Here is an 18698-nt window from a genome sequence, read left to right as displayed (position 1 = left end):
AATTCAAGCCGCATGACGCTGTGTGGCGTAAGGATTTACCCTAGGCTTCAAACCGTTCGGAGACAACCCCCATGGACCACCAGAACCTGATCGCGATCGACACTCACACGCACGCCGAGGTGAGTTGCTGGAACCCCTTCGACAACTATGGCGAAGAGTACGACCGCGCCGCCGACAAATACTTCAAGTCGGGCCGCCGCCCGACCATCCAGGAAAGCATCGACTACTACCGCGAGCGCAAGATCGGGCTGGTGATGTTCATGGTCGATGCCGAGTCGAACATGGGTCGCCGCCGGATCCCGAACGAGGAGATCGCCGAGGCCGCGCAGAAGAACTCCGACATCATGATCGCCTTCGCCAGCATCGACCCGCACAAGGGCAAGATGGGCGCGCGCGAGGCCCGCCGGCTGATCGAGGAATACGGCGTCAAGGGCTTCAAGTTCCACCCGACGGTGCAGGGCTACCACCCCTACGACAAGATGGCCTGGCCGATCTACGAGGTGATCGCCGAATACGCGCTGCCGGCCGTCTTTCACACCGGCCACAGCGGCATCGGCTCGGGCATGCGCTGCGGCGGCGGCCTGCGGCTCGAGTACAGCAACCCGATGCACCTGGACGACGTCGCGATCGACTTCCCCGACATGCAGATCGTGATGGCGCACCCGAGCTTCCCGTGGCAGGACGAGGCGCTCAGCGTCGCCACCCACAAGCCGAACGTCTGGATCGACCTGTCGGGCTGGAGCCCGAAGTATTTCCCGAAGCAGCTGGTGCAGTACGCCAACACGCTGCTCAAGGACCGGGTGCTGTTCGCCAGCGACTATCCGCTGATCACGCCCGACCGCTGGCTCAAGGACTTCGAGGACGCCGGCTTCAAGCCCGAGGTGATGCCGGGCATCCTCAAGGGCAACGCGGTGCGGCTGCTCAAGCTCGACCAGTAGGCACCGGGTTCAGGGCAGGCGCTCTTCCTCGACCTTGTCGCGGTCCCAGTGGGCGCCGCTGCGCTGGCGCCGTTCCTCGCGTTCCCGCGCCATCTGCTCCTGGAACTGCTGGCGGCCCTTCTTGGCCACCGCGATCAGCTGGGCGCGGTCGCCCTTGTAGTGCGGGTAGGTCTCGAGCATCAGCTCGATGTTGCGGCGCCGGAAGCGCATCGCGTCCTCGCGCGCCTCGTGGGCCGGCCAGCCGATGGCCTCGAGCACCGAGCGGGCGCTGCGCAGCGAGGACTCGAAGAGCTCGCGCTCGACGAACTCCACCTTGCGGTCGAGCAGCTGGTAGTAGTGCGTGACGTTGCGCGCCCGCACCACCAGCCTGGCCTGCGGGAAGTGCTTCTGCGCCAAGTCGACGATCTTGAGCGACTGCTCCATGTCGTCGACCGCGACCACCAGCACCCGGGCCGTGCCGGCGCCCGCGGTGCGCAGCAGGTCGAGCCGTGTGGCGTCGCCGTAGAACACGCTGATGCCGAATTCGCGCAGCGCCTCGATGGTGTCGGGGTCGTGGTCGAGCACCGTGATGCGCACGCCTTGCGCGGTCAGCAGCCGGCCGATGATCTGGCCATAGCGCCCGAAGCCGCAGATCACCACCTTGGCGTCCTGCTGCTCGGAAATCTCCTCCATCGTCGTCGGCTTGTGGGCGCCGAAGCGCGGCAGCACCCATTTGTCGATCGCCACCAGCAGCAGCGGCGAGACCAGCATCGAGAGCGCCACCGCGGCGATCAGGAACGAGGCGACGCCATGCGGCAGCACGTCGGGGCCGGCGGCCTGGAACACCACGAAGGCGAATTCGCCGCCCTGCGCCAGCAGCAGCGTGAACACCGGCCGCTGCTGGTAGGGCACCCCCATCGCCTTCGCCAGTGCGTAGATGACGACGAACTTGACCGCCAGGAAGGCGATCACCACCAGCGCCATCAGCGCGGGATGTTCCAGCAGCACGCCGAAATCGATGCTCATGCCGACCGCGATGAAGAACAGGCCGAGCAGCAGGCCCTTGAAGGGCTCGATGTCGGTCTCCAGCTCGCGCCGGTATTCGCTCTCCGCCAGCAGCACGCCGGCCAGGAAGGCGCCGAGCGCCATCGACAGGCCGACGAACTGCATCAGCGCGGCGATCGCCACCACCAGCAGCAGCGAGGTCGCGGTGAAGATCTCGGGCGTGTTGCTGCGCGCGATCCAGCGCAGCAGGGGGCGCAAGGCGAGCCGGCCGCCGACCACGATGGCGGCGATCACGCCGACGATCTTCAAGCCCTCGAAGGTGCGCTCCCAGCCGGTCATGGCCGGCCCGGCCGCCGAGCCGACCGCCAGCAGCGGCAGCAGCGCCAGGATCGGGATCGCCGCCACATCCTGGAACAGCAGGATCGAGAAGCCGGCCTGGCCGCTGGGCGCGAGCAGCAGGTTGCGCTCGGCGAACACCTGCAGCGCGATCGCGGTCGACGACAGCGCCAGCCCGAGCGCCGCGACCAGCGACACGCGCCAGTCGGCGCCCGCGGCGCAGCCGACCAGGAACAGCACCGCGGCGCAGGCCAGCACCTGGGCCGAGCCCCAGCCGAAGATCGGCCGCCGCAGGCTCCACAGCCGCTTGGGCTCGAGCTCGAGGCCGACCAGGAACAGCATCAGAACGACGCCGAACTCGGCGAAATGCAGGATGTCCTCGACGTTGGTGACCAGGCCCAGGCCCCACGGCCCGATCGCGATGCCGGCCACGAGGTAGCCGATGATGGCGCCGAGCCCCAGTGCCTTCGACAACGGCACCACGAGCACCGCGGCGCCCAGGTAGATCAGCGTATTGATGAGCCAGGCGGGTGCGTGCTCCATGCTCAGCTTTCCTCCTGGGCCGTCGGTCGGTCGATCTCGGGCACCGGGCAGCTGACGCAGACGTCGAGCCCCTCGAGTTCCGGCCAGTCCGGATAGCGGAGGAGCCGCTCCTTGAAGACCTCGACGTGGGCCGTGACCTCGGCCGCGGGCGCGCTGCGGGCGCCGTGGAACAGCAGCGGCGGCAGGAAGCGCATCCCGCACAGCGCCGCGGTCTGCTCGTAGGGCGGCAGGAAGGCGTCGAAGAAATAGCGGTTGTAGCTTTGCGGGTGGTAGCTCGCCTCGGGGCCGCCGGTGGTCGCGACCAGCCAGCAGTCCTTGCCCTCCAGGGCCCGGCCGCCGGTGCCGTAGGCCCAGCCGTAGTCGAGCACGTCGTCGATCCAGAGCTTCTGCAGCGCCGGCATCGAGTACCACTGGATCGGATGCAGCAGCACCAGCAGGTCGGCGCGCGCCAGACGGGCCTGCTCGACCTTGACGTCGATGGCGTAGTCGGGGTAGGTGTCGTAGAGATCGTTGACGTCGACTCCTGGCGTGGCCCGAGCGGCTTCCAGCAGACGGCGGTTGACGCGCGATTCGCGCCAATGCGGATGGGCGGCCACCACGTAGATGCGCGCCGGACTGTTGTTGTTGGTGTTTGTCGACATGGCGCGAACATTAGCGCACTCCGGGGTGCTTCGCGCGCGGCTACCATGACGCCTTTGTTCAGCCTGTCGGAGTCCAACATGCCGGTAGTCCTGGTCGCCAATCCCAAGGGCGGCGTCGGAAAATCCACCCTCGCCACCCACATCGCGGGCTACATGGCCAGCCGCGGCCATGCCGTGATGCTGGGCGACATCGACCGCCAGCAGTCGTCGCGGCTGTGGCTCGGGCTGCGGCCGCCGCAGGCGCGGCAAATCCTGAGCTGGGAGGCGTCCGAGGACGGCAGCGTGGTGCGGCCGCCGCGCGGCACCACCCACGCGGTCATCGACACCCCCGCCGGGCTGCACGGATCGCGTTTCAAGGAGGCGCTGGCGCTGGCCGACAAGGTGCTGGTGCCCTTGCAGCCGAGCATCTTCGACATCTACGCCACGCGTGATTTCCTCGACAAGCTGCTCGCCAACCGCCACGCGGGCAAGACCCAGATCGCCCTGGTGGGCATGCGGGTCGACGCCCGCACGCTGGCCGCGGACCGGCTGCGCGAGTTCGTGTCCGGGCTCGGCGTGCCGGTGCTCGGCGAGCTGCGCGACACCCAGAACTATGTCCAGCTGGCGGCCCGCGGGCTGACGCTGTTCGACATCGCGCCGGGGCGGGTGCAGCGCGACCTGGAGCAATGGCAGCCGATCATCGACTGGCTGGACGTCCGGGAGCCCGCCCGGCCGGCCTGAGCCCGTGTTTACCCCGAGCCCCGATGTCTCGGCGTGGACAGGGGCCGGGTCGGCGCGCCGCTACAGTGAAGCGATGAAAAAGACCTTCCAGACCCTCCAGGAACTTGCCGCGTGCGTCGGCCAGGAAGTCGCGGTGAGCGACTGGATCACCATCACCCAAGAGCAAGTCAATCAGTTCGCCGAGGCGACCGGCGACCACCAGTGGATCCATGTCGACGTCGAGCGCGCCAAGGCCGGCCCCTTCGGCGGCCCGATCGCGCACGGCTTCCTGACCCTGTCGCTGCTGCCGCGGCTCTATGAAGTGGCCTTCGAGGTGGTCGAGTCGCGCATGGGCGTGAACTACGGCCTGAACCGGGTGCGTTTCATGTCGCCGGTGCCGGTCGGAGGCCGGGTACGCGGCCGCATGAAGCTGCTGAGCTCGGAGCCGATCGCCAACGACGGGCTGCAGATGACCTGGGAAACGACCATCGAACTGGAAGGTTCGCCGAAGCCGGCCTGCGTCGCCGAGTCGGTCGTTCGGCGGTACAAATAGCTCAGCCGAAGCCGTTCTGGCGCCAGGCTTCGAACACCGTCACCGCCACCGCGTTCGACAGGTTGAGGCTGCGCTGACCCTCGCGCATCGGCAGCCGCAGCCGCTGCGGCGGGGCGAAGCTCTCGCGCAGCTCGGGCGCCAGGCCGCGGGTCTCCGACCCGAACACCAGCCAGTCGCCGGGCCTGAAAGCCACGTCGTGCACGCGCTGCGTGCCGCGCGTGGTGAGCGCGAACATCCGGTCCGGCGGCGGCTGCTGGGTGTCGAGCAAGGCCTGCCAATTGGCGTGGCGCAGCAGGGTCGCGTACTCGTGGTAGTCCAGTCCGGCGCGGCGCAGCAGGCGGTCATCCATCGAGAAGCCCAGCGGTTCGACCAGGTGCAGGGTGCAGCCGGTGTTGGCCGCCAGCCGGATCACGTTGCCGGTGTTGGGCGGAATCTCGGGTTCGACGAGAACGATATGGAACATGGCGCGATTGTCGGTCGCCGCCCGAATCAGTCCGGCGCGTCGGTCCGCGCCAGCACGATGGCGGTGATGCGGGCGGCGCCGGCGGCCCGCAGGACTTCGGCCGCCGTACAGCGAGGCGCCGCTGGTCATGACGTCGTCGACCAGCACCAGGCGCCGGCCGTGCACCGCCCCGGGGCGCCGCGGATCGAGCGCGAAGGCGCCGCTCAGGTTGTGCAGCCGGTCCTGCCGCGCGAGGCCGCTCTGCGGCGCGGTGTCGCGGGTGCGCAGCAGCAACCGGGGATCGCACTTGTCCGGCGCCAGCCGCCGCGCCAGCTCGTACGCCTGGTTGAAGCCGCGCTCGCGCAGGCGGGCCGGCGCCAGCGGCATCGGCAGCACGGCGTCCGCCTGTTCCAGCGCCGGCTCGACCCAGGGTGCGCTGCGGAGCAGCGCCGCCAGGGGTGCCGCGCGCCCGGCATCGCCACGGAACTTGAAGGCCGAGATGCATTCGGGCCACGGCCACGCATAGGCGCAGGCCGCCAGGCAGGCGTCGAGCGGCGGCGGCCGCCGCTGGCAGTCGAGGCAGCGGGTGTCGCCCGGGCCCAGCGGCAGCGCGCACGTCGGACAGCGTGCCACCGGCGCCGCGAAACGCGCCACGCAGGCCTCGCAGATCGACGCCGCGGGCCAGGCGCGGCAGACCGCGCACTGGCCCGGCAGCTGTGCCGCCAGGGCCGAGAAAGGCCGTGCCGCCCAGGGCTTGAACATCCGTCAATATACTCAGCGCCCCATGCCCACCGACTCCGCACAGCGCCCGCCGACCATCGATGCCACGGCGGCCGGTCGCTGGAGCCGGCTGGCGCCGGCTTCGCAATCCCCCTGGCTTCATGAGGAAATCGGCCGCCGGATGGAAGACCGGCTGCAATGGATCACGGCCAAGCCGCGCCACTGGGCCGACTGGTCGCCCCTGCGCGGCGGCCTGGAGGCTCACGGCCTGGTCGCGCGCCGCTACCGGGATGCCACGCCCTACGTCATCGAACCGGATCCCGTGCTGGCCGCCGCCACCGCCCGGTCGCTGACCGCGCCGTGGTGGACCGCGCGCCGCTGGCAGGGCGCCCGGCCCAGCTTCGATCCGCCGCCCGAGGACGGCGTCGACCTGCTGTGGGCCAACATGGCGCTGCACATGGCGGCCGACCCGCAGGCGCTGATCGCGCATTGGCACCGGGGGGTCGCCACCGACGGCTTCCTGATGTTCTCCTGCTTCGGGCCCGACACGCTGATGGAACTGCGGGCCCTGCACCGGCAGCTCGGCTGGCCGCCGGCCAGCCACGAGTTCACCGACATGCACGACTGGGGCGACATGCTGGTCGGCGCCGGGTTCGCCGAACCGGTGATGGACATGGAGCGCATCGTGCTGACCTGGACCAGCCCCGACGCCGCCCTGGCCGAGCTGCGCACCCTGGGGCGCAACTTGCATCCGGCTCGCTTTCCGGCCTTGCGCGGCAGGGACTGGCGCCGCGCGCTCGGCGCCGCCCTGCCCGAGCTGGCGCCGGCCGAGGAGGGCGGCGGGCGGATCGGGCTGACCTTCGAGATCATCTACGGGCATGCCTTCAAACCGGCCCCCCGTGTCGCGCTGTCTGCGGAAAGTGCAGTGTCCTTGCGGGAAATGCGTTCCATGCTGCAGCGAGGTCGTGTAGGCAACTGAGACCCGCTCGGTTGACCCGCTACAATTCGGCGCTGCGTGAACTCCCGGGTATTGTCCCGTGATCGAGGCCTGTCCGATTCATTTTTGACAGTCGTCGACGCACCGATTTGCTGAACTCGCCCGTGTCGAATTCCGTGTTTCGTTTTGCCACTGTTTCTGGCCAGAGCATCCACTGGTTCCTGAAGCGCAACTGCTCGGTCACGCCGAGCCAGCTCGGCTGGCTCTACGCGTCGCTCTGCGTGGTGTCGCTCGGCATCGGGACGGTCTTCTGGCTGAACGGCGCGCGGCTCGTGTTGCCGTTCGCGTGGCTCGAACTCGCCGCGGTCGGGTTCGCGTTCGTGCTTTATGCGCGGCACGCGACCGATGGCGAGAAGATCGCCTTGCAGGGCGGCAGGCTGGTGGTCGAACTCGAGAACGGCGGGCACTACGAGCGCACGGAATTCTTGCCGCACCAGGTGCGGGTCGAGCCCCAGGCCAGCGATCGTTCGCTGATCGAGGTCTCGGGTCAGGGTCGTTCGGTCAGGGTGGGGCGCTATGTGCGTCCGGAGTTGCGCGCGGCGCTGGCGCGCGAGATTCGCATGGCATTGCGGGCCGCCTGAGGGGGCGCGCGCAATGACGCACCGTGGGGACCGGTGGGGTTAACAGGAAAATGAAGAAGTGAACACGATGAAGAGCAATTGGCGGAACAAGATCTGGCCGGCGAATCTGCTGCTGGCGGCCGGCGCGGCGTTCAGCGGCGCGGCGCACGCAGTCAACGACCTGCCCGGCGGTCCGTCGGTTCGTCAGTTGAACCTGCCCATCGGCGTGACCAAGATCTCCCAGGAGCAGCACTTCCTGCACACGGTGATGATGGTGCTGTGCACGGTCATCTTCGTGGCCGTCTTCGCGGTCATGTTCTATTCGATCTGGAAGCACCGCAAGTCGGTCGGCCACAAGGCCGCCAACTTCCATGAATCGGTGGTGGTCGAGGTGATCTGGACCATCGTGCCCTTCCTGATCGTGATCCTGATGGCGCTGCCGGCGACCCGGGTGCTGGTGGCCCAGAAGGACACCACCAACTCCGACCTCACCATCAAGACCACCGGCTACCAGTGGAAGTGGGGCTACGACTACCTGAAGGGCGAGGGCGAGGGCCTGTCCTTCATCTCGACGCTCGACAGCTCGCAGCGCGCGATGTCGAACGCCGGCGCCCGCGGCGAGATGCCCGACGACTACCTGCTGAAGGTCGACAACCCGCTGGTGGTGCCGGTCAACGCCAAGATCCGCATCATCACCACCGCCAACGACGTGATCCACGCCTTCGCGGTGCCGCAGCTCGGCGTCAAGCAGGATGCGATCCCCGGCTTCGTGCGCGACACCTGGTTCCGGGCCGAGAAGGTCGGCGACTACTACGGCCAGTGCCAGGAGCTCTGCGGCAAGGAACACGCCTACATGCCGATCCACGTGAAGGTGCTGGCCGCGGCCGACTACACCGCCTGGGTCGATGCCAAGCGCAAGGAAGCCGCCGCCAAGCAGGACGACCCGACCAAGGTCTGGACCCTGCCCGACATGCTGGCCCGCGGCGAGAAGGTCTATGCGGCCAACTGCGCGGCCTGCCACCAGGCCAACGGCCGCGGTGCCGGCCCGATCAAGGCGCTCGACGGTTCGCCGACCGTCCTCGACGCCGACCACCAGAAGCAGCTCCACGTGGTGCTCAACGGCCAGAACAACGGCGCGATGCCGGCCTGGAAGCAGCTGAGCGACACCGACATCGCGGCCGTGGTGAGCTTCACCAAGAACGCCTGGTCGAACAAGACCGGCCAGCTGGTGCAGCCCTCCGAAGTGCTGGCCGAGCGCGCCAAGGCCAAGTAAGCCGGCGCCCACGTAGAGTTTGCAAGGAAAACCAAGATGAGCGCAGTCCTCGACCCCCACGGCCACGCACCAGGTCACGACGACCATGCCCACGACGACCACCACGGCGCACCGGCCGGCTGGCGCCGCTGGGTGTTCGCGACCAACCACAAGGACATCGGCACGCTGTACCTGCTGTTCTCGTTCACCATGCTGATGGTCGGCGGCGTGCTCGCGCTGCTGATCCGCGCCGAGCTGTTCCAGCCCGGCCTGCAGCTGGTCAACCCCGAACTGTTCAACCAGTTCACCACCATGCACGGCCTGATCATGGTGTTCGGCGCCATCATGCCGGCCTTCGTGGGCTTCGCGAACTGGATGATCCCGCTGCAGATCGGCGCATCCGACATGGCCTTCGCGCGCATGAACAACTTCAGCTTCTGGCTGCTGATCCCGGCGGCGCTGATGCTGGTCGGTTCGTTCTTCATGCCCGGCGGCGCACCGGCCGCGGGCTGGACGCTCTACGCGCCGCTCACCTTGCAGATGGGCCCCTCGATGGACGCCGGCATCTTCGCGATGCACATCATGGGCGCCTCGTCGATCATGGGCTCGATCAACATCATCGTCACCATCCTCAACATGCGCGCCCCCGGCATGACGCTCATGAAGATGCCGATGTTCTGCTGGACCTGGCTCATCACCGCCTACCTGCTGATCGCCGTGATGCCGGTGCTCGCCGGCGCCATCACGATGACGCTGACCGACCGCCACTTCGGCACCAGCTTCTTCAACCCCGCCGGCGGCGGCGATCCGGTGATGTACCAGCACATCTTCTGGTTCTTCGGCCACCCCGAGGTCTACATCATGATCTTGCCGGCCTTCGGCATCATCAGCCAGATCGTGCCGGCCTTCTCGCGCAAGAAGCTGTTCGGCTACGCCTCGATGGTGTACGCCACCTCGTCGATCGCGATCCTGTCGTTCATCGTCTGGGCGCACCACATGTTCACGACCGGCATGCCGCTCACCGGCCAGCTGTTCTTCATGTACGCGACCATGCTGATCGCCGTGCCCACGGCCGTGAAGATCTTCAACTGGGTCGCCACCATGTGGCAGGGCTCGATGACCTTCGAGACGCCGATGCTGTTCGCGGTCGGCTTCATCTTCGTGTTCACGATGGGCGGCTTCACCGGCCTGATCCTGGCGGTCGCGCCGATCGACACCCAGCTGCAAGACACCTACTACGTCGTCGCCCACTTCCACTACGTGCTGGTGGCCGGCTCGCTCTACGCGATGTTCGCGGGCTACTACTACTGGGCGCCCAAGTGGACCGGCGTGATGTACAACGAGACCCGCGGCAAGGTCCACTTCTGGTGGTCGCTGATCTCGTTCAACATCACCTTCTTCCCGATGCACTTCCTGGGCCTGGCGGGCATGCCGCGCCGCTATGCCGACTACCCGATGCAGTTCGCCGACTTCAATGCGGTGGCCAGCGTCGGCGCCTTCGCCTTCGGCCTGGCGCAGGTTTACTTCTTCTTCTTCATCGTGCTGCCGACCATGCTCGGCAAGGGCGAGAAGGCCCCGCAGAAGCCGTGGGAAGCGGCCGAAGGCCTCGAGTGGGAAGTCCCCTCGCCGGCGCCGTTCCACACCTTCGAGACCCCGCCGCGGCTGGACCCCACCGCGACCAAGGTGATCGGCTGAAGCGCGCCTCGACATGACGCCCGAGCAGAAAAGGAACAACCGCCGCATGGGGCTGACGCTGGCCTCCATCGCGCTGCTGTTCTTCGTCGGATTCATCGTCCGCATGGTCTGGATCGGCCGCTAGGCCGCAACGAGGGCACGGCATGGGCATCGGTCAACGCATCCGCCGCGAGAACGTCCGCATGGTCGGCAAGCTGGCCGTGGTCGCGGCCGGCATGTTCGGCTTCGGCTATGCACTGGTGCCGATGTACCGCGCGATCTGCGAAATGACCGGCATCAACATCCTGGCACTGTCCGAGCTCCAGGTGCCGGGCGGCGCCAGCGGCGGCGACCAGGTGCGCGTGCCCGACAACACCCAGGTCGACATGAGCCGCACCATCACGGTCGAGTTCGACGCCAACGTGCGCGGCCTCTGGGACTTCAAGCCCGCCCAGCGTTCGATGGAAGTGCACCCGGGCCAGCTCAACACCGTCATGTACGAGTTCCAGAACGTCCAGAACCGCCGGATGGCGGCGCAGGCGATCCCGAGCTACGCGCCGCAGCAGGCCGCGCCCTACTTCAACAAGCTCGAGTGCTTCTGCTTCAACCAGTACACGCTCGACCCGGGCGAAAAGAAGCAGTGGCCGGTCGCCTTCGTGATCGATCCGAAGATCTCCAAGGACGTCAAGACGATCACGCTGTCGTACACCTTCTTCGAGGTCGGCGGCAAGACCCCGCCGGCCCCGGTGGCCGCCAACGGCGCGGTGGCCGTGCCTGCAACGGAGCCGCGTTCGTGAGCGTCGCGCCGTTGTCTCGCAAGGCTTCGCTGTGGCAGACCGTGAGGGCAGTCTGCTGGTCGTTCTTCGGCATCCGCAAGAACAGCGGCTACCAGGACGACCTCGCGAAGCTCAATCCCCTGCACATCATCGCGGTCGCCTTCGTCGCCGTGGCGCTGTTCGTGGCCGCGCTGATCCTGCTGGTGCGCTGGGTGGCCGCCTCCTGAATCAAGATCCCACAGAAATCGAAGCTAGAGAAGAAAACCAGGACCTGAAATGAGCTCAACCACCCACGGCACCACGCCTTACTACTTCGTGCCCGGGCCATCGGCCTTCCCGGTCATGGCCGCGACCGGCCTGCTCTTCGTCATCCTGGGCGCGGCCCAGTGGATCAACGGCCACCAGTGGGGCATGTGGTCGCTGCTGGCCGGCATGATCATCTGGCTCGGCACGCTCTACGTCTGGTTCAGCGCCTCGATCCGCGAAAGCGAAGGCGGCCTGTACGGCCACAAGGTCGACCTATCGTTCCGCTGGAGCATGAGCTGGTTCATCTTCTCCGAAGTGATGTTCTTCGGCGCCTTCTTCACCGCGCTGTGGTGGGCCCGCACCCACGCGCTGCCGGCGCTCGGCAGCCTCGACAACGCGCTGCTGTGGCCCGACTTCAAGGCCGTCTGGCCGACCACGGCGGCTGGCGTGACTGGTTCGCCCGCCGGCATCGTCGAGCCCTTCCAGACCGTCGGCCCGTTCTGGCTGCCGACCATCAACACCGCGCTGCTGCTGAGTTCCGGCGTCACGCTGACCATCGCCCACCACGCGCTGCGTGCCGGCCATCGCGCGCAGAGCGTGCGCTTCATGTGGCTGACCGTGCTGCTGGGCTTCACCTTCCTGTGCGTCCAGGGCTACGAATACCACCACCTGTACACCGAACTGAACCTCAAGCTCAGCTCCGGCGCCTATGGCTCCACCTTCTTCATGCTGACCGGCTTCCACGGCCTGCACGTGTTCATCGGCATGCTGATGCTGTTCTTCATCACCATGCGGCTGCGCCGCGGCCACTTCACGCCCGAACGCCACTTCGGCTTCGAAGGCGCCGCCTGGTACTGGCACTTCGTCGACGTGGTGTGGCTCGGCCTCTATTTCCTGGTCTATTGGCTTTGAGCATCGGCGACGGCACGACAAAAAAGCGCCGCAAGGCGCTTTTTTCATGGATCTCGTGGAACGAGCACCACCTACTTGCCGATCGGGAGGCCCCCTGGCTGGATGTAGCCGAGTTTCCACGCGAGGAGCACGCAGAGGAACAAAAGCACCGACAACCCGATCCGAACCGTGAGCGCGCGCACCATGCCGCCGCTCTTGCCGCGGCCGTTGCGCCCGTCCCTCAGCATGAAGAACAGCGCCACTGCGAGACTCGCCAGGATGCCCAGGAAGGCGAGGGCGACCAGATATTTCATGACCCCCATTATCGGCCGCCAGCGCCGCCTCCTGCCGTGAATGCGCAACCGCTCCAGACCTCTCGTCCCCGCCGTGCCGGCCGCTTCTGGTTCATCACCGCGGTCGCCCTGCTGATCCTCGCCGCCACCGTCTCGCTCGGCCGCTGGCAGTTGTCTCGCGCGGCCCAGAAAGAGGCCCTCCAGGCTGAGATCGAGGCCCAGGAGAACCTGCCGCCGCTCGACCCGCAGGCCTTCCTGGCGCTCGCCGACGCGACCACCGCGATGCACCGGCCAGTGCGCCTGCGCGGGCTCTGGCTGGCCCCGCACACCATCTATCTCGACAACCGCCAGATGCATGGCGTGCCGGGCTTCTACGTGCTGACGCCCTTCGCGCTCGAAGGCACCGAGCAGACGGTCCTGATCCAGCGCGGCTGGATCCAGCGCAATTTCACCGACCGCGCCAAGCTGGAGCCGATCGAGACGCCGAGCGGCCTGGTCGAGGTGACGGCCCGGATCGCGCCGCCGCCCGCCCATTTGCTGGAGCTGGGCAAGGGCGATGGCGCGGCAGCGCCCGCGCCGGCCGCTTCGTCCCCGGCCGCCCCGACGGCCGCGGCCACGCCCGATTCCGTGGGGTCTTCGCGCATCCGGCAGAATCTCGCCCTGGAAGCGTTCCGCGCCGAAACCGGCCTGCCCCTGCGGACCGACGTTTCCCTGCAGCAGACCGGTCCGGCCTCCGAGGGCTTGCAGCGCGACTGGCCGGCCCCCGCGCTGGGGGTCGAAAAGCACTACGGCTACGCATTCCAGTGGTTCGGCCTCGCGGCCCTCGTGGTACTCCTCTATGTCTGGTTCCAACTCATCGCCCCCTTCCGCCGTGCACGCCTTGCCCGCCGCGGCTGACGAGCCGCTCGGCCTGACCGTGCATTCGATGCCGTCGCCGCGCCAGGCCCTGGCGGGCGCCGAGGGCCGGCGCACGGTCCAGGGCCGCTGGAAGATGATCTTCGTGCTGCTGTGCTGCGCGGCCCCGGTGATCGCCTCCTACTTCACCTACTACGTGGTGCGCCCCGAAAGCCGCAGCGTCTACGGCGAGCTGATCGACCCGCAGCGTCCGCTGCCGAACATCGCGGCGACGCTGCCGGACGGCACCACCCAGCGCCTGCCCTCGCTCAAGGGCCAGTGGCTGCTGCTGACCGTGGCCGATGCCGGCTGCGATGCGCTCTGCGAACAACAGCTGTACCTGCAGCGCCAGCTGCGCGAGAGCCTCGGGCGCGAAAAGGACCGGCTCGACCGCGTCTGGCTGGTCAGCGACGACAAGCCGCTGCCCGAGCGGCTCGCCAACGGCCTGCGCGGCGCCACCGTGCTGCGCCTGCCGGCGGCCGAGATCGCCAAGTGGCTGCCGGCTGCCGCCGGCCATGCGCCGGCGGAGCACCTCTTCGTGGTCGATCCGCTGGGCAACCTGATGATGCGGTTCCCGGCCCGCATGGACGCCGCCGGCGCCAGCCGCGGCAAGCGCGACCTCGACCGGCTGCTGCGCGCCTCGTCTTCGTGGGACGAAGCCGGCCGCTGATCAACGCCATGGACACGACCTCGCTCTACGACCTCAAGCCGATCGCCTGGCTGCTGGCGGTCGGCGTCCTGCTGGCTCTCGGTCCGCTGGTCTGGGTCTGGCGCCGCAACGCCGGCGCCGCTGCCGCGCGCCGGCTGCATGCGCTGACCGTCCTGACCCTGTTCCTGACCTTCGACCTGACCCTGTTCGGCGCCTTCACCCGCCTGAGCGATTCGGGCCTGGGCTGCCCCGACTGGCCCGGCTGCTACGGCAACGCCAGCCCGGTCGGTGCCCGGCACGACATCGCGATGGCGCAGGCCGCCCAGCCGACCGGGCCGGTGACGCACAGCAAGGCCTGGGTCGAGATGGTCCACCGCTACCTCGCCACCGGGGTCGGCTTCCTGATCCTGGTGCTGGCGATCGCGACCTGGGTCGCGCGCCGCCGCCAACGCCGGCCCGACCACCGCGGCGAGCGTGCGCTCAGCGCCTGGTGGCCCGCGGCCACGCTGGCCTGGGTCTGCCTGCAGGGCGCCTTCGGTGCCCTGACCGTCACCTGGAAGCTGTTCCCGGCCATCGTGACGCTGCACCTGATGGGCGCCGTGGTGCTGCTGGCGCTGCTGTGCATCCAGGCCGTGCGCTACCAGCAGGCGGCGACGCAGCGCCTGCCGATGCCCCTGCCGTCGCCGCTGCGCGGCCTTCTTGTCGCCACCACCGCCTTGCTCGCGCTGCAGATCGCCCTGGGCGGCTGGGTCAGCACGAACTATGCGGTGCTGGCCTGCACCCAGTTCCCGACCTGCCAGGACAGCTGGTGGCCGCCGATGGACTTCGCCCAGGGCTTCCAGGTCTGGCGCCACCTGGGCGAGACCGCCGCCGGCAGCCCGATCGATTTCGCGGCGCTCACCGCCATCCACTACGTGCACCGCCTGATGGCCTACCTCGTGTTCGTCGCCATCGGGCTGCTGGCCTGGCGGCTGCGCCGCATCCGGCCGCTGCGTGCCCAATCGCGGTGGCTGGCTGGCCTGGCGCTGCTGCAGCTCGCCAGCGGCCTCGGCAACGTGCTGCTCGGCTGGCCGCTCGCGGCGGCCCTGCTCCACACCGGCGGCGCCGCCGCGCTCGCGGTGGTGCTGACCTGGACCCTCTGCGAAAGCCGTCGCGAAGGCGCGCGCAGCGCGGCCGGCGCCGGCGCCCGTGTTCCCAAAATGGAGGTGGCCCGATGAGCGCCCCCGTGTCTGTTCCCGCCCCGACCACCGCCAGCGTGCTGCGCCAGTTCTATGCGCTGACCAAGCCGCGGGTGGTGCAACTGATCGTCTTCTGCGCCCTGATCGGCATGGTGCTCGCGGTGCCCGGCGTGCCGTCGCTGGCCGATCTGCAGCAGGGCGCACTCGCCTGCCTCGGGATCTGGCTGGTTGCCGGCGCGGCGGCCGCCTTCAACTGCCTGGTCGAGAAGGGCATCGACGCCAAGATGAAGCGCACCGCCTGGCGGCCGACGGCGCGCGGGCAACTGAGCGACAAGCAGGCGCTGATCTTCTCGGCCGCGCTCTGCGCCGCCGGCTCGGCGCTGCTGTGGTTCACCGTGAACCCGCTGACCATGTGGCTGACCTTCGCCACCTTCGTCGGCTACGCGGTGGTCTACACCGTCATCCTGAAGCCGCTGACGCCGCAGAACATCGTGATCGGCGGCGCCTCGGGCGCGATGCCGCCGGTGCTGGGCTGGGCCGCGATGACCGGCGACGTCGGCCCCGAGGCGCTGATCCTGTTCCTGATCATCTTTCTGTGGACGCCGCCGCACTTCTGGGCCCTGGCCCTGTACCGGGTCGAGGACTACCGCAAGGCCGGCCTGCCGATGCTGCCCGTGACCCACGGCAACGAGTTCACGCGGCTGCAGGTGCTGCTCTACACATTCATCCTCTTCGCCGCCTGCCTGATGCCCTTCATCTACGGCATGAGCGGCTGGCTCTATCTGGTGGTCGCGATCGGCGTCAGCATCGGCTTCACCGGCTATGCCTTCGCGCTGTGGCGGAACTATTCCGACGCGCTGGCGCGCAAGACCTTTCGCTTTTCACTGATCCACCTGAGCGTGCTGTTCGCGGCGCTGCTGGTCGACCACTACCTCCAATGACCGAATCCATGAACAAGCGCCAAGCACTCCGGACCCTGGCCTGGGTCGGCGTCGCCGCGGCCGCGGGTGTCCAGCTCGCGGGCTGCACCGAGGCCAAGCCCAGCTTCAATGCGGTCGACATCACGGGCGCCGACTATGCCCGCGACTTCTCGCTGACCGATGCCGACGGCAAGGTCCGCACCCTGGCCGATTTCAAGGGCAAGGCGGTGGTGCTCTTCTTCGGCTACGCGCAGTGCCCCGACGTCTGCCCGACCACCATGAGCGAGATGGCGCAGGTCAAGCAGCAGCTGGGCGCCGATGGCGACAAGTTGCAGGTGGTGTTCGTCACGGTCGACCCGGCGCGCGACACGCCCGAGGTCATGAAGGCCTACATGGGCGCCTTCGACCCGTCGTTCGTGGCGCTGATCCCGACGCCGGACCAGCTCGCCGCGGTGGCCAAGGACTTCAAGGTCTACTTCAAGAAGGTCGAGGGCAAGACGCCGACCAGCTATTCGATGGACCACTCGGCGGCCAGCTTCGTCTACGACCCGCAGGGCCGGTTGCGGCTGTACGCGCGCTATGGCGCCGGCGTGGCGCCGATGGTGTCGGACCTCAAGACCCTGCTCAAATCCTGAACCCGTGGCGTCGGTCGACCACCTGAAGCAGCGCAAGGGCGCCTTCCGTATCGCGTTGATCCCGCCCGAGGTGCTGGACGCGCTCAACGACGGCCTGCTCGAGACCGTCAACCTCAACGAATTCATGGCGCTGGAGCTGCCGCGGCTGGCGCGCAGCGTGGCAGCGCAGATCGGGCTCGACCCGGCCAGCGAACGGCTGGCCGACACCTGCGCCATGCTGCCCGCCTTCAAGCCGATGCAGCGCCACGGCCACATCGCCCGGGCGTTCTACGACCTGGCCGGCGCCCACCCGGAGCGCGATGCCGTGGCCCACCGCCTGGCCACCCATGCGAGCGACGTGGCGCGCTGCTGGGCGACCCAGTGGCTCCCGATGTCGGGGCTCGCGCTGCCCGAGCAGCTGGCGGCGGTGCGCCGCTTTGCCGCCGATCCGCATTTCGGCGTCCGCGAGATGGCCTGGATGGGGGTGCGCGAGGCGACCATCCGCGCGCTCGATCAGGCGCTGGCCCTGCTCCAGCCCTGGACCGCCGATCCCGATCCGAACATCCGCCGCTTCGCCAGCGAGCTGACCCGTCCGCGCGGGGTCTGGTGCCCCCAGATCGAGCGGCTCAAGGCCGAGCCCTGGCTGGCCCTGCCGCTGCTGGAGCCGCTGCGCGCCGACCCCAGCCGCTACGTCCAGAACTCGGTCGCCAACTGGCTCAACGATGCCAGCCGGACCCAGCCGGACTGGGTCGAAGCCACCTGCGAGCGCTGGCTGGCCGACAGCGATGCCGCCGAAACCCGCTACATCGCGCGCCGGGCCTTGCGCACGCTGGCCAAGCGGCCGCCCGAAGAAGCGGCCTGACAACGAAAAAGCCCGGCGCGGGCCGGGCTTGTTTCGGGGGGCGGAGGCGCTCAGGCGTATTCGGCCAGGGCCTTCTTCATCTTCTTCATCGCGGCGACCTCGATCTGGCGGATGCGCTCGGCGCTCACGCCATAGACCGCGGCCAGGTCGTGCAGGGTCATGCCGCCCGAACCGTCGTCGTTGACCTTGAGCCAGCGCTCCTCGACGATGCGGCGGCTGCGGTCGTCCAGCGCCTCGAGCGCGGTCGAGATGCCGTCGGTCGACAGGCGGTCGCGCTGGCGCGATTCGATCTGCGCGGTCGGCTCCTGCGTGGCGTCGGCCAGGTAGGCGATCGGGCCGAAGCCTTCGTCGCCGTCGTCGGACGGGCTCGGGTCGAGCAGCACGTCGCCGCCCGAGAGCCGGGTTTCCATCTCGAGCACTTCCTCGGGCTTCACGTTGAGCCGGGTGGCCATCTGCGACACCTCGTCAGGGCTCAGCGTCTCGCGGTGGGTGCCCGCATCGGCGGCGGCCGAATCGGCCTTGAAACCCTGTTTCATGGAGCGCAGGTTGAAGAAAAGCTTGCGCTGGGCCTTGGTCGTCGCGACCTTGACCATGCGCCAGTTCTTCAGGATGTACTCGTGGATCTCGGCCTTGATCCAGTGCATGGCGTAGCTCACCAGCCGGACGCCCTGGTCCGGATCGAAGCGTTTCACGGCCTTCATGAGGCCGACATTGCCTTCCTGGATCAGGTCGCCGTGCGGCAGCCCGTAGCCCAGATATTGGCGGGAGATAGACACAACAAGGCGCAGATGCGACAAGATAAGCGCACCAGCAGCTTCGAGATCGTTGTTGTCGCGCAGTTTGCGCGCAAAGCCCTGCTCTTCTTCGAGCGTGAGCAACGGCAGGCGGTTGGCTGCCGAGATGTAGGCGTCCAAGTTACCCAGCGGCGGGACCATCGACCACGGATTGGCGACGGCGAGCTGGTTGGCAGAGGCTCCAGACAGTGTTGTCATTCGGGGAACTCCTTCTTTCATGGCCATATTAGCACTCGGTTGGA

Annotated in this window: 22 protein-coding genes and 1 pseudogene; 17 read left to right on the top strand and 6 right to left on the bottom strand. The window is 68.3% G+C overall.

The genetic code is table 11. The features are described 5' to 3' along the window. Window positions 1–71: 71 nt before the first annotated feature. Window positions 72–938 carry an amidohydrolase family protein gene (locus tag QTI17_RS17835; RefSeq protein ID WP_286525405.1) on the top strand — a complete coding sequence of 289 codons (867 nt, stop codon included), beginning with the start codon at window positions 72–74 and terminating at the stop codon, window positions 936–938. A gap of 9 nt (window positions 939–947) precedes the next feature. Here the strand turns inward: QTI17_RS17835 and kefC are convergent, their stop codons facing one another. Next, complete coding sequence (gene kefC / locus QTI17_RS17830) at window positions 948–2801, bottom strand: glutathione-regulated potassium-efflux system protein KefC (RefSeq protein WP_286534755.1); 1854 nt, start codon at window positions 2799–2801, stop codon at window positions 948–950. A 2-nt stretch (window positions 2802–2803) separates the two neighbouring features. Then, window positions 2804–3442, bottom strand: coding sequence for a glutathione-regulated potassium-efflux system oxidoreductase KefF (kefF, locus tag QTI17_RS17825; protein WP_286534754.1), 639 nt, complete (start codon window positions 3440–3442; stop codon window positions 2804–2806). 78 nt (window positions 3443–3520) lie between these two features. Here kefF and QTI17_RS17820 point away from each other — a divergent pair, with 78 nt between their 5' ends. Further along, window positions 3521–4162, top strand: a complete 642-nt coding sequence (locus QTI17_RS17820) for a ParA family protein (protein ID WP_286525400.1) — start codon at window positions 3521–3523, stop codon at window positions 4160–4162. Window positions 4163–4235: 73 nt separating this feature from the next. Continuing rightward, a complete protein-coding gene (locus tag QTI17_RS17815) occupies window positions 4236–4694 on the top strand; it encodes a MaoC family dehydratase (RefSeq protein ID WP_286534753.1) in 459 nt (152 codons plus the stop codon). 1 nt (window position 4695) lies between these two features. Here the strand turns inward: QTI17_RS17815 and QTI17_RS17810 are convergent, their stop codons facing one another. Together QTI17_RS17810 and QTI17_RS35235 are read right to left on the bottom strand one after the other, a co-directional pair. Beyond that, a complete protein-coding gene (locus tag QTI17_RS17810) occupies window positions 4696–5157 on the bottom strand; it encodes a tRNA (cytidine(34)-2'-O)-methyltransferase (RefSeq protein ID WP_286534752.1) in 462 nt (153 codons plus the stop codon). 26 nt (window positions 5158–5183) lie between these two features. Then, window positions 5184–5898: pseudogene (locus tag QTI17_RS35235) on the bottom strand (ComF family protein). Between the two features lie 22 nt (window positions 5899–5920). On the opposite strand from QTI17_RS35235, the gene QTI17_RS17800 reads away from it, so the two are divergent. The 8 genes from QTI17_RS17800 (at window position 5921) to QTI17_RS17765 (ending at window position 12273) form a co-directional block, all read left to right on the top strand. Further along, a complete protein-coding gene (locus QTI17_RS17800; RefSeq protein WP_286534751.1) occupies window positions 5921–6835 on the top strand; it encodes a methyltransferase domain-containing protein in 915 nt (304 codons plus the stop codon). Between the two features lie 122 nt (window positions 6836–6957). Further along, on the top strand, window positions 6958–7434 hold the full coding sequence (locus QTI17_RS17795) for a DUF2244 domain-containing protein (RefSeq protein ID WP_286534914.1): 477 nt from the start codon (window positions 6958–6960) through the stop codon (window positions 7432–7434). A 67-nt stretch (window positions 7435–7501) separates the two neighbouring features. Beyond that, the gene (coxB, locus tag QTI17_RS17790) at window positions 7502–8686 is read left to right on the top strand and encodes a cytochrome c oxidase subunit II (protein WP_286534750.1); all 1185 of its coding nucleotides are present in this window, start codon (window positions 7502–7504) and stop codon (window positions 8684–8686) included. Between the two features lie 36 nt (window positions 8687–8722). Then, the gene (ctaD, locus tag QTI17_RS17785; protein WP_286525391.1) at window positions 8723–10360 is read left to right on the top strand and encodes a cytochrome c oxidase subunit I; all 1638 of its coding nucleotides are present in this window, start codon (window positions 8723–8725) and stop codon (window positions 10358–10360) included. Window positions 10361–10373: 13 nt separating this feature from the next. Beyond that, on the top strand, window positions 10374–10484 hold the full coding sequence (locus QTI17_RS17780) for a cytochrome oxidase small assembly protein (protein ID WP_286525389.1): 111 nt from the start codon (window positions 10374–10376) through the stop codon (window positions 10482–10484). Window positions 10485–10503: 19 nt separating this feature from the next. Beyond that, a complete protein-coding gene (locus QTI17_RS17775) occupies window positions 10504–11136 on the top strand; it encodes a cytochrome c oxidase assembly protein (protein WP_286534749.1) in 633 nt (210 codons plus the stop codon). Further along, window positions 11133–11342 carry a DUF2970 domain-containing protein gene (locus tag QTI17_RS17770; RefSeq protein ID WP_286534748.1) on the top strand — a complete coding sequence of 70 codons (210 nt, stop codon included), beginning with the start codon at window positions 11133–11135 and terminating at the stop codon, window positions 11340–11342. The genes QTI17_RS17775 and QTI17_RS17770 overlap by 4 nt, the downstream gene beginning before the upstream one ends. 49 nt (window positions 11343–11391) lie before the next feature. After that, complete coding sequence (locus QTI17_RS17765; RefSeq protein WP_286534747.1) at window positions 11392–12273, top strand: cytochrome c oxidase subunit 3; 882 nt, start codon at window positions 11392–11394, stop codon at window positions 12271–12273. A gap of 71 nt (window positions 12274–12344) precedes the next feature. On the opposite strand, the gene QTI17_RS17760 is transcribed toward QTI17_RS17765, so the two are convergent. Continuing rightward, window positions 12345–12566: a twin transmembrane helix small protein gene (locus tag QTI17_RS17760; protein ID WP_286534746.1), complete on the bottom strand. Its 222-nt coding sequence runs from the start codon at window positions 12564–12566 to the stop codon at window positions 12345–12347. A 36-nt stretch (window positions 12567–12602) separates the two neighbouring features. Between QTI17_RS17760 and QTI17_RS17755 the strand changes: the two genes are divergently transcribed. Genes QTI17_RS17755 through QTI17_RS17730 form a run of 6 tightly spaced genes read left to right on the top strand, consistent with a single transcriptional unit; the run spans window position 12603 to window position 17662 of the window. After that, window positions 12603–13442, top strand: coding sequence for an SURF1 family protein (locus QTI17_RS17755; protein ID WP_286534745.1), 840 nt, complete (start codon window positions 12603–12605; stop codon window positions 13440–13442). Further along, window positions 13384–14109 carry a redox-active disulfide-containing membrane protein gene (locus QTI17_RS17750; protein WP_286534744.1) on the top strand — a complete coding sequence of 242 codons (726 nt, stop codon included), beginning with the start codon at window positions 13384–13386 and terminating at the stop codon, window positions 14107–14109. The genes QTI17_RS17755 and QTI17_RS17750 overlap by 59 nt, the downstream gene beginning before the upstream one ends. Before the next feature lie 8 nt (window positions 14110–14117). After that, window positions 14118–15305: a COX15/CtaA family protein gene (locus tag QTI17_RS17745; protein ID WP_286534743.1), complete on the top strand. Its 1188-nt coding sequence runs from the start codon at window positions 14118–14120 to the stop codon at window positions 15303–15305. Continuing rightward, entirely contained in the window at window positions 15302–16207 is a 906-nt protein-coding gene (gene cyoE, locus QTI17_RS17740; RefSeq protein WP_286534742.1) for a heme o synthase, read from the top strand. The genes QTI17_RS17745 and cyoE overlap by 4 nt, the downstream gene beginning before the upstream one ends. A gap of 8 nt (window positions 16208–16215) precedes the next feature. After that, on the top strand, window positions 16216–16821 hold the full coding sequence (locus tag QTI17_RS17735; protein WP_286534741.1) for an SCO family protein: 606 nt from the start codon (window positions 16216–16218) through the stop codon (window positions 16819–16821). 4 nt (window positions 16822–16825) lie between these two features. Further along, complete coding sequence (locus tag QTI17_RS17730; protein ID WP_286534740.1) at window positions 16826–17662, top strand: DNA alkylation repair protein; 837 nt, start codon at window positions 16826–16828, stop codon at window positions 17660–17662. A 50-nt stretch (window positions 17663–17712) separates the two neighbouring features. Here the strand turns inward: QTI17_RS17730 and rpoH are convergent, their stop codons facing one another. Next, on the bottom strand, window positions 17713–18654 hold the full coding sequence (gene rpoH, locus QTI17_RS17725) for an RNA polymerase sigma factor RpoH (protein ID WP_286506051.1): 942 nt from the start codon (window positions 18652–18654) through the stop codon (window positions 17713–17715). Between the last annotated feature and the right edge of the window lie 44 nt (window positions 18655–18698).

The sequence above is a fragment of the Variovorax sp. J31P179 genome (assembly GCF_030316985.1).
Taxonomy (GTDB): Bacteria; Pseudomonadota; Gammaproteobacteria; order Burkholderiales; family Burkholderiaceae_C; genus Variovorax; species Variovorax ginsengisoli_B.
The sequence above is the reverse complement of the archived record's forward strand: the minus strand, read 5'-3'. Positions and strand labels throughout refer to the sequence as shown.